The organism is Carnobacterium sp., assembly GCF_045617425.1.
Lineage (GTDB): Bacteria > Bacillota > Bacilli > Lactobacillales > Carnobacteriaceae > Carnobacterium_B.
Genome location: NZ_JAZLIO010000009.1, coordinates 234,826 through 248,894 on the forward strand (window position 1 = coordinate 234,826; position 14,069 = coordinate 248,894).

Here is a 14,069-nt window from a genome sequence, read left to right on the forward strand (position 1 = left end):
AATTATCCAAGAATCATTTAGCGAATTTTATAAATAAAAAAATCTCTTCACTATTTAAAGTGAAAAGAATTTTTTGTTTAAAGATCAAATAAAGTATTAAAAATCTCAGACATAACAGGATGAGTAACAACTTGATCTCTCAAATAGGTGTATGGAATATGATTATCCATTGCCATCTTAACTTGATTGACCAATTCATGCGCTTGATCACCGAAAAGAGTAACTCCTAAAATCTCATCTGTTTCTTTATTAACAACAGCTTTATATAATCCTCTAGTATCATCAATAACATCTGAGCGAGTTGTTCCACTAACTGGAGCAGTGTTCGTGATGACTTGATAGCCTTGTTCTTTTGCTTCTTTTTCAGTTAAACCAACTCGAGCAAACGAAGGTTCGATAAAAATGGAATAAGGAACATTTTGGCGTTCAGAACGTTTACGGTTGCCTTTGTTTAATACATAATCAGCAATGATTTTTGCATCATTAATGGTGATGTACGTAAATTGATAGCCTCCTTTAACATCTCCTAAAGCAAATACATTCTCTACAGCAGTTTCTAAATAGTCGTTGACTTCAATTCCGCCTTTTTCATCAATTACAATATCTGTATCACCTAGATTTAAATAAGCCGTATTAGGTTTTCGCCCCGTAGCAATTAAAACAGCATCAAATAAAAAAGTTTCATTTTCCTCTGTTTCGATCTTAACTTGTTCGTTTTCGTTTGAGAGTTTATTTACTCTTGCATTTAATTGGATATCAATCGATTTATCTGTCATAACTTTTTGGACAGCTTCTGCTACTTCGCGTTCTTCTTTTGGCATAAATTGTTCGCCCGTTTCGAAAAGAGTTACTTTCGCTCCAAACATTTCATAGATAGAAGCAAATTCTAACCCGATATTCCCTGCACCAATAATACCTAAATTTTTAGGTACTTCAGGTAATGATTGAAACTCGGTACTATTATAAATTTTATTTGTCTCTTTCAATCCTTCAATTGGCGGATACAAGCTTTCTGAACCAGTATCAATGAAAATATATTCTGCTTCAACCTCTTCTTTTTTATCGCCTAAATCGACAGTTACAGCATGATTCGATTTAAACGCTCCTGTTCCAGTGTATAAATCAACCAATTCATTTTTTTGCATACTTGTAAACTCTGTATTTCGATTTCTTTGAGTCACGTCATTTTTTCGTTTTAATGCTGTAGCATAATCTTTTTTTTCCCTTGCGTCGTGTTCTAAAATTTTTGTAGGGATACAACCAATATTTACACAAGATCCACCATACATTAACTCATTCTTCTCAATCAATGCTACTTTCCATTCATTCGCCGTTAACTTAGTTGCTAAGGTACGAGCACCTTGGCCAAATCCAATAATAATCGCATCATACTTTTTCAAAATAACACCGTTCCTTTCTAAGTTTAGTGGTATTCGTTTTTTTTTACAATTTTAGTATAACACTCTAGATGAAAAGTAAAAATTGATTAGCCTACTACAAGTATCCTTACTGACAAGGCACCTACTTTTAATACTGCGACATCTGAAATCAACTATATTAAGCAAGACATCTAACAAGTTTGTATCTATTCTCCTTATTATTTAATAACTATAAATTTTCCAGGTTTAGTATCGACAACCCCTTCTTCAAGACTATATACTGTTTGACCTCTTAAAATTGTACGTGCAACTTGAGCTCCAATTTCACGACCAATATAAGGACTGATTTTATTTTTGTATTCTAAATCTTCTGTTTTCAAGGTATAAGGAGCGTTTGGTTTGATGAAAACAAAATCTGCATCTTTACCAATCGCAATTCTACCCTTTGTATTTAAATCATAGCGATCTGCAGGATTGGCAGCAATAATATTTGCAAATTGTTTCAATAACATGCCGCGTTTTTGAACCGCTTCATCATATAAGACATCTACAATATTTTGGACCCCAGCAATACCTCCCCAAGCTTCAAAAGCATTATCATTATCCTTTAAATCAGGTGTACATGGAGAATGGTCTGATGTAACAAAATCAATCTCTCCTGCTAATAATTTTTCCCATATACCTTTTTGATTTTCTTTATCACGGATTGGCGGTGAACATTTCGAAATTGGTCCAATAGCATCTAACTCATCTACATCAAAATAAAGATAATGCGTACACGTTTCACACGTCACATCTATGCCTTCATTACGTGCATGTGTTACTTCTTCTACACCTTCTGGACAAGCAACATGACAAATGTGGATACGACAGCCTGTTTCTTTAGCAAAAAAAATAGCCCGTCTAATGGCTTCCACTTCTGTAAAAATTGGACGAGTTTTAGCATAAGCTTTCAAAGTTGTTTCGCCATTTTTATATGCGATTTCACCTAATCTATCCGTAATTGTTGCATTTTCTGCATGGATTGCTAATACTTTACCTGTTTTAGCAATTTGTCTCATTCCTTCATAAAGTGTATAATCATCTGAATTCATGAAATCACCTTCAATTGACCGGTCTCCACATGTTGCCATAAAACATTTATAAGCTGCAACTCCGCCATCATGTAACTCTTGGATGCCATTTTCTAAGTTAAAAGGAACCAAGCCACCAAATGAAGCAACATCAGCTGTTAAACGGTCAACACCAGCATCTAATTTTATTTGTAATGAATTTTGATCTACAGTTGCTGGAACTTGATTTAAAGGCATCTCCATAAAAGAAGTGACTCCACCTTTAGCACTTGCTTTTGTTCCTGTTAAATAACCTTCCCAATCATCGCGGTAGCTGCCACCTGGATCGGTAATATGAACATGGGCATCTAGCATGCCTGGACTTACAACAAGTCCTTTAGCATCTATTACTTCTGAAGCTTCTCCTAAATCAGTACCTATTGCACTAATTTTCCCATCTTTTACAGCTACATCCGTTTCTAATTCACCATTATCTAAAATCACTAAACCATTTTTTATAATCAAATCATAACTCATAAATCATTTCCTCCTAATAGCTATTCTTTATTAAATTGATACAGTATATCCATTTATTTAATTCTAATTTAATCATCATTTTAAATTGAGTCTATCATGAACGACTTTATTTATCTGTTTTACTAGATTTTTTAGTATGCTGCTATTAAAGAGTCTAGTTCTTCTTTAAAAATTTTTGATACTATTTATAAATAAAAATAGATGTCAGTGATTTTCTCCACTAACATCCATTAATAAGTAACAATCCTTATTATTCCTTTATTTTTTCTTCGTTAAATACAGAATAATCTAATTCTTTTTCATCATAAGCAAGAATCATTGCAATTGTGGCATCAGCATCAACATTCAGTACTGTACGGAACATTCCAGAGAACCAATCAATGCCTGCTAATAAAGCAATACTTTCAGTTGGCAATCCTAGAGATGGTATAACTATCGCTAATGCAACCAGTCCACCTCCTGGAACAACTACCGTTCCAAGACAAGCTAGAGTTGAAAGAACTACTATTTGTAACATATCCGTCACCGTAAAGTACACTTCATAAAACTGCGCTAACGTAATAGCGGCTAAAGATAAATAAAGGGCTAGTCCATTACTATTTAAAGCCATTCCAAGAGGACCTACCAGTCTAGAAATTCTTTTACTAATACCCAATTTCAATTCTTGATCTTCCATTTTTACAGGCAATGCGATTGCTGAAGAAGTAGTAGTAAATGCTACAAGTGTCATATTTGATAATTTCTTTCCTAATGTTAAAGGGTTAACTTTAACATATACTGCGGTTATAATAATCCATACAATAAGAAATACAATCGTGCCTATGGCCATCGCTGCTAAAAATTTAATTAAAGGAATGATTACAGCTATTCCAATTGTTCCTGTTACCCATGCAAGTAAAGAAAAGATTCCTAAAGGTGCCATTACCATGATGATTTTAATAATTTGTAAAATAATCATATTAAATTGCTTTATACCTGTCTTTAAAATCGAAACATCCATTTTAGTAGAAACAATACTAACTGAAAGTCCAAATAAAACTGCGAACACTATTACTTGAATCATATTTGCTGTGGCCATAGATTCAATAATATTTGTAGGAAAAAAACCTAAAATAATTTCACTTAAACTACTATTACTAGTTTCTACAACCATGCCACTAAGTTGAGCTTCTACTCCAGTTCCAGGTTGTATAAGATATCCCAAAATAATACCAAGTGCAGCTGCTAAAAAAGTAGAAGCCATAAACCAAATCACCATTTTCAACCCTAGTTTACCTAGCCCTTTGGCATCTAAATCTCCAACTGCTTCTATTACAGCTCCCATAACCAATACTACAACAGACATCTGGATTAAATTAAGAAAAATATCTCCAAAAATTTTTATTGGTTCAATAGATGGCCCTACTGCAAGTCCAACAACTATACCTAATACCATTGCTATCATGATTTGATTTGTCATATTCATTTTTTTTATTATTGCCATAATTAATCACCTCTTATATTATCCAGTAGGATGCAATTCCATTTATTAACGTTAACAAAAAAATACTATAAAACTAAAGGTGTTAGTGTATAAATCACTAACACCTTTAGAGTTTTTAAAAGGATATGCTACTTTTTAACTATGCTTCGTTTTTTTGATAAATTAGCCATTAAAAATAATAGCGCTCCAATAACTAGTAATCCTACTGAGATATAAAATCCTAATACTTTTGAACCAGTATTATCCGAGATAAGACCTGTCAAAGCTGGAGCAACAACTGAAGACATCATTCCGAAAAAGTTAAAGACTCCAAGAGTTGTTCCAATCCCTACAGATGGAGCATTTTCACCAAGCCATGAAATGATTATTGGCTCTACTGCTAATTTTCCTAAAAAACCATACATTATTAGTGAAATTAGTAAAAAAGTTGAGTTTGTAGCTTGTACTGTCAACAATAACATCCCCGCTGCTAGTAACTCAAGTATTACAATAAACTTAACTTTATGAGTCATATATTTATCCGCTAATTTACTAAAAATTAAAGCTCCTGGAATTGAAGCAAATGCAACTAGTGAAGAAGAAAATCCAATTGCTGCTCCTTCAAAACCGCGTTCAGTTGCTAAAAAATTCGGTAACCAAGTAACCGTCATGTAGTAAGCATAACAAGTTGCAAAGTATAAGATATATGAGAACAACATACGTGGAGCTAACAAAGTTTTTAATGATACTTTTTCTTTTGGAGTTTTCACTTTTTCTTTAATAGTAGATTCAACTAAATATTCTTTTTCTAATTTGCTGCTTCTAATCACAGAAGCAAAAGCTAGGATCATAAATACTATTAGTACAATAGAAAGATACATCATAGTCTGCCAAGGCATTTTTAACTGAACAACTAAGTAACTGGATAAAATCATTCCTAAACCAGACCCTACTGCTGAACCACTGTTGACAATAGCTGTTGAAAAACTTTTTTTATTTTTAGGTATATTTTGTGCAGTCAAAGAATAAGCAGCACCATAAAATGAGCCTGTACCAACACCAGCCAACAAACTACCTACATAAATCATTGTTAAACTTGATGCTTGTGCAACAAGGAATGCTGCAATAGCAAATAAAATGAATCCTGGAATCAAAACTTTTTTCTTTCCTATTTTATCTACTAAAAATCCTGCTGGAATCTGCATTGAAACATATCCCATAAAATAAAAACTTGAGATAGATCCTAATGCTGTATCTGAAATATTTCCGCCTAAAGATTGATTAATCTGAGGGTACAACGGTGTTAAAGCTGCACGATAGATCCAAATAGCCACCCACCCAGCACATAGTAAAACAATTATTTTCTTCCAATATTCCATACCTTTTTTAGCGGTAGTTTCCGTTTTTTCCATTTTAAATTCTCCTCCATTTCTTCCTAAAAATTTATATTTTTTATTATATACAACTAATAAGTTCTATAAGAAAATAATTAACTCCTTTCCAACTTGTTTGATACCTCAATTGTAAGCGTTATTACTCTTCTAAACATTGGCATTTTTTACAAAGAGATGAAGTTACTTGTGCTAATTACACAAAAAACAATCAATTAAGATATGTATAAAAAAGCAACTATAAACAGATTTTATAGTTGCTTTTTATTACTTATTTTGCTGAAAGGTAAACTTCCAATGCAGCTTGTACTGCTTTTCCAGTATGAATGTCAACTCCATAATATAGGAGTGTTGCTTCAAATGCACCTAGTACATGTAAAACATTTTCTCTGCGGCTGCTGAATCCCATATTTCCGAATCGCCATATCTTACCATTCAATGGCCCAAAAGAAGAGGCAATTTCTACGCCGAATAATTCTAACAATGTATTTTTTACAGCCTCACCATCTACTCCGTTAGGTATAAGAATTGGAGTCACAGTAGCCATTTTACTTTCAAGATCACCGTATAATTCTAACCCCATAGCTTTAATTCCTGCTTGAATGGCTTTATCATTTAATTGATGTCTGTCATAGCCGTTTTCAATACCTTCTTGTAACATCATCCGTAAGCCTTCATGCAAAGCGTAAATCATGCTTGTCGCTTCAGTATGATGATTGATCCGATTACCGTCCCAATAACGTTGCAATTGGCTTAAATCAAGGTAATTACTGCTGATATGTCTGTCATTACGAAAATCTTTGCTTAATCCTAATTCTTTTTGATAACGAGCGGTCAATACTTTCTCCACACGTTTATTATAAGTGATCAATGAAAGACCAGCAGGTACACCGACACATTTTTGTGTTCCGGCAATCGCAATATCAATTCCCCATTCATCTACTTTTACAGGAACTCCACCATAAGTCGCAACTGTATCAACCACTAAGAAAACATTTTCTTTTTGACAAAAGGCACCAATTTGGTCTAGAGCTTGTATTTGTCCATTAGCCGTTTCACCATGAACCATGGCAACTATTTTTGGTTGATGCTTAGCAATAGCTTCAATAATCTCTACTTGCTCAAACGCACTGTCCCATTCTTTTTCTATATATACAATATCTGCTTTTGCACGTTCACAAATTTCACCTAATAGATAAGCAAATCGTCCGTAAGCGGGTATTAACACTTTATCACCCGGTTCAATCAGTCCAATTAAAGCTGCTTCCAAACCTGATCTGGAAGTTCCATCGATAGCAAAAGCTTGTTTATTTTTTGTTTCAAAGGGTACCTTGATCATTTCTCTAACTTCATTCATAATTTTTAAAAATGCTGGATCAAATTGTCCTAGAATAGGTGTACTCATTGCTTGCCTTACTCGAGGATGTACTTCAACAGGTCCTGGGGTCATTATTGTTCGAATAGGTGTATTTAATTCATTATACATATAACTGCCTCCCATTATTTTATGTTATCTCTAGACTATAATACCAAACTAGAACAAAACTTCATTGGACAATACAACTAAATTTCCTAGCAAATTGTTTTAAATGCACAAATAATTGCTGTAAACGCTACTTTCATTTAAACTAAAGGAAAGAGGTGATTTTGTGACAATTATGAAAGATTTATTAGCTGTTCCACGCTTTTCAACTTTAAGATCCTTAACGTCTATCAACCATCTTGAACATAAGGTTGACAGCATAGAAATTACAGAAACGCCTGATGTTGCATTTTACATCCCCGAGAACGCGTTCATTCTTACAACAGCCATGATCTATAAAGATGATCAGACTAAACTTATTCCTTTAATCGATTCTCTTAAACGAGCAAATTCTGCTGGTCTAGGTATCAAAGTGGGTCGTTTTATAGATGAGATTGATCAATCTGTTTTAGATTATGCAAATGAACTCAGCTTTCCGATTATTCAAATTCCAAGCACCGTTCCATTGGGTTCTCTGTTGCATCAATTATTAAATTATATATGGAATACAAAAACTGAACAACTTTCTTACGCTTTAGATATTCAAAAACGATTTTCTACTCTTTTAATGAATGACGCAAGCTATGCTCGTTTCATTGCAGAATTTGGTAAATTAGTTAAAACTCCTGTCATTTTGCTTGACCCATTTCGAAAAGTTGTTGCGCATTCAAAACATTTCAGTCATTCAAGTAAACCTGCCGAATATTTTGTCAATCAAATCATTCAGCGAAAACAACAATGGAAAGCAAACGAAACAGATGCCTTCTTGATTAAAGATACAGACGATATTGAAGCACAAATCTCTGTTTATCCTGTTCAATCAAATAATCATTTCCCTTTTTACTTGTTGATTTTGCGGCCTGAACAAATTCCCTATCCTATATCTGAATTTGCTATTGATCAAGCTTGTTTAGTTCTCTCATTTATTATCTTTAAAAATGAAAAAGTTGACGAATCTTTAAATATACTAAAAAGTGACTATTTTGCTGAACTGATCGAAACTCAACAATCAACTCAGCCTAAACAAAAAGATTGGGTCGATTTAGGAAACAAATTTGGTATGCAGCACTCTAACTACTATCAAGTAGTTTATGTTAATTGTATCAACAAAGGCGTTAATAGTAATCCTTTTGCCTATCAAGAAGAAATGATAAATCTTGCTGCTCAATGGTTGGATCAAACTTTACTTGCGGTTGTGAGAGATACCGTTGTTTTCCGTTTGAAAAACACGACTCATCTAACCATTCTCTTTCAAAAAAAACAAGAAGATGTAGAGAGCATTCTGGAGGCCACACTAAATAACCTCAGTGAAGCACTGCCAATACAATTAGCTTTTTCATTTGGAAATGCACATGAAAGTGTAGATAATATTGGAAATTCTTATATCGAAGCAAAATTAGCTTATGAAGAATCTTCTGCCATGGATCATCAACCTACTTTTTATTACTACCACCACCGAGGAATGATCAATTTATTTGAACGTGTAGAATCCAGTGAAGTACACTACTTTTGTCAATCGATTTTAAGGGAACTAGCTTATCCAAAAGAAGATTCGCTCATCGAATTGCGAAAAACATTGCAAGCTTATCTTGATTTTCAATGTGAAATTGCGAAAACCGCTAAAAAATTATTCATTCATCGCAATACAGTCAAGTACCGCATCGATCATTGCGAAACGATTCTTGGTACACCTATTGCTGATCCAACTACTAGCTTGAGCTTACGTTTAGCTCTCTCTCTGTCACAGAAAGAAACGCAATATTAGACTTTAAGAAAAAGAGCTGGAGAATTTTGTCTCCAGCTCTTTTTTTAATTCATCCCCACAATACGTGTTCCAGCATTTCCTTTTACAGCATCAGCAGCTTGTTCAAGGGAACAAATAATACTTGTTTTTCCTTTTTTAGCAAAATCAATGGCTGCTTCCATTTTTGGCCCCATACTCCCAGCAGCAAATTGACCGTCTGCTAAGTGTTTTTGCGCTTCCTCGAGAGTGACTTCATCTAATCGTACTTGATTTGATTTCCCATAATTAATGTACACGTTTGGTACATCCGTTAGCATCATAAAAATATCGGCGTCAACTTGCTCTGCTAATTTTTTACCTGTACGGTCTTTATCAATAACAGCCTCAATCCCTCTAAGTTGATTGTCTTCACCTAGAACTACTGGGATTCCGCCTCCACCAGCTGCAATAACAACTGTATTTTGCTTTAAGAGTGTAAGAATAGACTCTACACCGTGTACTTTTAAAGGTTGTGGCGACGGTACGACTCTTCTGTATCCACGACCAGCATCTTCCATCATCGTCCAGCCTTTTTCCCTCTTCATTTTTTCTGCTTCTTCAATAGTATAAAATACACCAATCGGTTTGTTTGGTTTTTGAAAAGCTTCATCATCAGGTGAAACTTCTGTTTGCGTTAATAAATTAACGATATTGCTGGTTAGACTTTTTTGCAGCCATACATTTTTTAGAGATTGCTCCATCATATACCCTATAAAACCTTGAGATTCTGCAGTACATACATCTAATGGAAATGGTGGCACAACGTCTTTTGCTTCTTCATTTTGACGAAGTATATTCCCAACTTGTGGACCATTTCCATGAGTCAAGACGATTTCATAATCCAATTTATCAATTTCTGCAATCAATTCTGCACTTTTTCTCACATTTTCTAACTGATTTTCATAAAACGCTTCTTGGTTTGGTCGTAATATTGCATTTCCTCCCAAAGCGATCACTACACGTTTAGCCATTTTCTTCCTCCTTCATTTTTATCAAATAAAATCATAGTTGCTGCAAATCCTGTTAACATATCTAATCCAGAAGTATGACCAATTCTAATAATGTTTTGGATGATTTCTTCGATTTCATTTTCAGTTGAATCATTTGATAAGACTTGAATTAAATGATGAATCGGTTCATTCCATTTTTTCTGAAGCGCACAATTTAAATAATGAATGCTTACAGTAGTGGTCAGAACCGGTTCTCCATGTAACTTTAATTTTAATGTTTTTTTAAAATAGGAATTCAGTCTTTTATAAAAGAGATCTGCTGCTAAGCAACCAATCAGCATATCATCTCCAGAAGGGGTGAGTCCTTTTCCTCTGCCTAACAAATAGTCAATACCACTAGTCTGTTCTCTTTCAATTCCGCATACTATTTTTTTTAGTGCATCCATTTCCCATCTACTGTTAAAGTCCTTTACACAGCCTAATTCGCTTAAGGGAAAAGAAAACCCATTCAAATCAGTCACTTGATGCAGATAACCGAATAGTTTTTTAACACTAGCTGAATTTAATTTACTCTCACTTTCAAAAACTGAAGAGTAGTGATCAGAGTTGTGCAGGCTCAGTTGAGTCTTACCTATTCTGACCCAACCACTCGTAATTTTTACTCTTTCATTTTTCATTGTGGTTTTGATTAACGATTGCAAACACTCTTTTTCAACATAAATGGCATGCGGCAATTTTGGATAATCTAAGCCGCAAACTAAAATCAGTTCGTTCTTTTTCTCATTCTGCAGATTAATGCTTTTGTCGAAAACACTTTGGACAGACCACTCACTAGTTGAAAATAACGTTTCTCTTAATGCCTCATCAAACAAAATGGCTTTTTCAAACATCGTGGTCCCTCCTGTGTTCATCTATTTTTACATTTTACCCATTAAAACCAAGTTTTTTTGCATAAGCTAAGATAGCTTTTTCAAAACAGTCAATTGGTGGATGTACTGTTCCTGCTCCAATTTGACCTAAACCCGCATTTTTATTAGCGATTCCGGTGTTGATAACTGGAGTGATCCCTGTTTCAACAACTTTAGCCGCATCAATTCCTAAACAAATCCCTTGGAAATCCCATGTTGGAACAGTAAAGTTAGGATTTTGATCAATACAGATTTCTTTCATTTCATTGCTGGTATTTAAGGCATCTTGGAAACCGCCTGAACCCACAAAGCGTGTTACTGCTGGAGCAGCGATCATCGCCATTCCTCCAACCCCAAACGTTTCAGTAATTGCGCTATCCCCCATATCTGGTGCAGCATCTTCTTCGGTGAAGCCTGAAAAGTACAAACCTTGTGGCGTATTTACAGGACCTGTAAACCATTCATCCCCCATTCCGGCAATCCGAATACCAAATTCGTATCCGTTCCGGCACATTGCGGTTACAACCGTTCCTTCTTGGATCATACGTGCCCCATCCATTACAGCTTTAGCTGCAGCCATCATAATATTTAAGAAGAATTGGTCGGTGTCTGCTAAGAATTTGATGACTTCTTCTTTTTCTTTTTTATCAATCTCTAAAGCGACAATACTAGGTGCCATTTCTTTTAAAAATACTAATGATGCTGCAATATTGCGTTGGTGAAATTCATCCCCCATTGCAATGGATTTAGCAATCATTACATTAATATTCAAACCACTTTCTTTTGTCTTTAATGCTTTACTTAATACTGGACAAAGTACATTACGCATCCAATGCAGACGAGTGACTACTTCGTCAGAATAAGCACCAAAACGTAAAACAGCTCCTATTCCTTCATTCATTGTGCAATAAGCAACGTTGCCATCCGTACGATTTTCAACAACTAAGACAGCCATGTTTCCTGAAGTAATGCCTCCCATAGGGCCTACTGCGTTTACATGGTGACATGGCATTAATGTCACTTCGCCAGATTCAAGTAACATACGAGCATCAGTTTCATTCTCTGCCCATCCTTCAAACAATACTGCACCAATACATGCACCTTGGATAGGATCAACCATCTTATCATAAGTAATAGGTGGACCTGCATGAAGTAATACTTTTCCTTGATTGAATTCTTTAATAACGGTATTTGCTGGAACCACGTCTAATAAGAAAGGCGATCCAGCTACAATTTTAGAAATAACAGCCTGGTTAGCTTCATCGATTGTTTGATAATTCATTGTTCATTTCCTCCCTTAGTTGTTCTCATTCGTGTAATTTTTCAAGAAATATAGCGCTTTTTGTAATGTAACATTCCCACCTGCTGCTGGACGCCAATCGAATTGAATAGAAGTACCTCCCATTTCACGAATAGCATCAGAAAAGCTGCGTAAACCGATGTTTAAGAAGGTTTTTGTTCTTAACATATCCATCATTTGTTCTGATGGGATCAATTCTCCTTCAAAATCTGGTGCTTCAACCGTTTGAATAGTCTTTTCAACCTCGTCTAATGAAATAGTAACTAATTTTAATGCCATACGAACAGCTTGGTTGTTGCTTTCAGCAACAATCACACCTGCTTCTTCAAGGATCGTTTTTTGTTTTTTAATATCTTGAGGATCTTCATCCGTTCCTACGATTGTTCCAATAAATACTAGCTGTTTGTTTTTTTCTTTAGCTTTATCTTGTGCTTTCTTAATCGCTGGAGCTAATTCAGTAGCCATATCGATGTGTGCTCCGTATCCTAATACGATGTCCAATAAAATAATAGCGGTTTCAGAATCATCTGCTGCTTGCTCAATCATCTCAATTCGTTTATCTGGATCAATCATTGGATGTGGCTTTCCTTGCGTGTAGATGTCATCACCTAAATCAATGATTTCATATCCTGCATCTTTTAAAATAAAGCCTTCTTTTTTATCAGCACTACCGGTTAATTCTAGTCCTTCTTTTATCAGCATCGCCGCTTCGTTGGCTAGTGTTCCACCTGAGTAATATCCTTTAATATATTTTTGATCAGATGAAAAAGTTACTTCAGGAAGTTCTAAGGCTTGTTCTTCAACGGATACTGCTTCGTTGTTTAATAGTTGAACAGCAATTCTAGCTGTTTCTTCTAATGTATACGCATGGTAAAGGTTTGCTTCGTGATAAGTCGGCTTTTCACCTAAGAAAATCGTTACTGCAGGTTTAGTGATCTTACGTAATAACGTTAACACTTTTTCACGAACAGCTGGAGCAGGTGGTTTTGAGATCACAACAATGACATCAGTATCTGGGTCATTTTCAAGTGTTACAATGCCATCCATCAACGTAATTCCGCCAATTTCTTCTTTTAAATCACGTCCGCCTGTTCCAATCGCATTCGTTACACCACCACCCAATTTATGAATAATTGTGGAAACTTCTTGAATTCCTGTTCCGGAAGCTCCTACAATTCCAACAGCTCCTTTTCGAACAACGTTTGTAAAGGCTAATGGAATGCCATTGATGATACCTGTACCACAATCTGGTCCCATTAATAATAATCCTTTTTCATGTGCTTTTAGCTTTAAGCGTTTTTCATCTTCAATTGAAACGTTGTCACTGAAACAAAATACATGCTTACCTTCATCCAAAGCTTTTTCAATCTCTAAAGGGGCATGTGTTCCTGGTATAGAGATTAAAGCAACTGGCGCATCTTTAGATAAACTGATGGCTTTATCCCATGTTCGAACAGACTCTTGAGCGTCACTATTATCCATACCTTTTGATTGTTCTTCTAAAAATACATCAATCTCTTCCATGACGTTAGGAACAACAGATTCCTCTTTAACATCTAGAACGACAGCCATATCATTAGCTGAAGCTTTTTCTAATTCTGGTGTATAAAGACCTCCTGTTTTAAAGATGTCTTTATTAGCAGGTGTTCCCATCATAATTGACACATTATTTACGCCTTCAACTGTATTGATTTTATTCGTTAATAGCATTAGGACAATCGAATCTTGGTAACTATTTTTTTTTATAATCGTCGTTAACATATTGTGGCCCCTCTTTCTTATTTT

Annotated in this window: 10 protein-coding genes; 1 reads left to right on the plus strand and 9 read right to left on the minus strand. The window is 34.9% G+C overall.

The features are described from left to right. Positions 1-77: 77 nt before the first annotated feature. The 5 genes from ACKI3H_RS04380 to ACKI3H_RS04400 form a co-directional block, all read right to left on the minus strand. Positions 78-1,400: an FAD-dependent oxidoreductase gene (locus ACKI3H_RS04380; protein WP_407371060.1), complete on the minus strand. Its 1,323-nt coding sequence runs from the start codon at positions 1,398-1,400 to the stop codon at positions 78-80. A gap of 197 nt (positions 1,401-1,597) precedes the next feature. Continuing rightward, entirely contained in the window at positions 1,598-2,968 is a 1,371-nt protein-coding gene (gene allB, locus ACKI3H_RS04385) for an allantoinase AllB (RefSeq protein ID WP_407371061.1), read from the minus strand. 250 nt (positions 2,969-3,218) lie between these two features. Beyond that, the gene (locus ACKI3H_RS04390; RefSeq protein ID WP_407371062.1) at positions 3,219-4,451 is read right to left on the minus strand and encodes a dicarboxylate/amino acid:cation symporter; all 1,233 of its coding nucleotides are present in this window, start codon (positions 4,449-4,451) and stop codon (positions 3,219-3,221) included. A 128-nt stretch (positions 4,452-4,579) separates the two neighbouring features. Further along, positions 4,580-5,842, minus strand: a complete 1,263-nt coding sequence (locus ACKI3H_RS04395) for an MFS transporter (RefSeq protein ID WP_407371063.1) — start codon at positions 5,840-5,842, stop codon at positions 4,580-4,582. A gap of 250 nt (positions 5,843-6,092) precedes the next feature. After that, on the minus strand, positions 6,093-7,307 hold the full coding sequence (locus tag ACKI3H_RS04400; protein ID WP_407371064.1) for a pyridoxal-phosphate-dependent aminotransferase family protein: 1,215 nt from the start codon (positions 7,305-7,307) through the stop codon (positions 6,093-6,095). A gap of 172 nt (positions 7,308-7,479) precedes the next feature. Here ACKI3H_RS04400 and ACKI3H_RS04405 point away from each other — a divergent pair, with 172 nt between their 5' ends. Continuing rightward, positions 7,480-9,108: a PucR family transcriptional regulator gene (locus tag ACKI3H_RS04405; RefSeq protein ID WP_407371379.1), complete on the plus strand. Its 1,629-nt coding sequence runs from the start codon at positions 7,480-7,482 to the stop codon at positions 9,106-9,108. A gap of 44 nt (positions 9,109-9,152) precedes the next feature. Here the strand turns inward: ACKI3H_RS04405 and arcC are convergent, their stop codons facing one another. Genes arcC through fdrA form a run of 4 tightly spaced genes read right to left on the minus strand, consistent with a single transcriptional unit; the run spans position 9,153 to position 14,045 of the window. Then, positions 9,153-10,097, minus strand: coding sequence for a carbamate kinase (gene arcC, locus ACKI3H_RS04410; RefSeq protein ID WP_407371065.1), 945 nt, complete (start codon positions 10,095-10,097; stop codon positions 9,153-9,155). Further along, entirely contained in the window at positions 10,082-10,966 is an 885-nt protein-coding gene (locus ACKI3H_RS04415) for a DUF2877 domain-containing protein (RefSeq protein ID WP_407371066.1), read from the minus strand. Before ACKI3H_RS04415 ends, arcC begins: the two co-directional genes overlap by 16 nt. Before the next feature lie 34 nt (positions 10,967-11,000). Further along, positions 11,001-12,266, minus strand: a complete 1,266-nt coding sequence (locus ACKI3H_RS04420; protein WP_407371067.1) for a DUF1116 domain-containing protein — start codon at positions 12,264-12,266, stop codon at positions 11,001-11,003. Between the two features lie 15 nt (positions 12,267-12,281). Then, the gene (gene fdrA / locus ACKI3H_RS04425; protein WP_407371068.1) at positions 12,282-14,045 is read right to left on the minus strand and encodes an acyl-CoA synthetase FdrA; all 1,764 of its coding nucleotides are present in this window, start codon (positions 14,043-14,045) and stop codon (positions 12,282-12,284) included. Between the last annotated feature and the right edge of the window lie 24 nt (positions 14,046-14,069).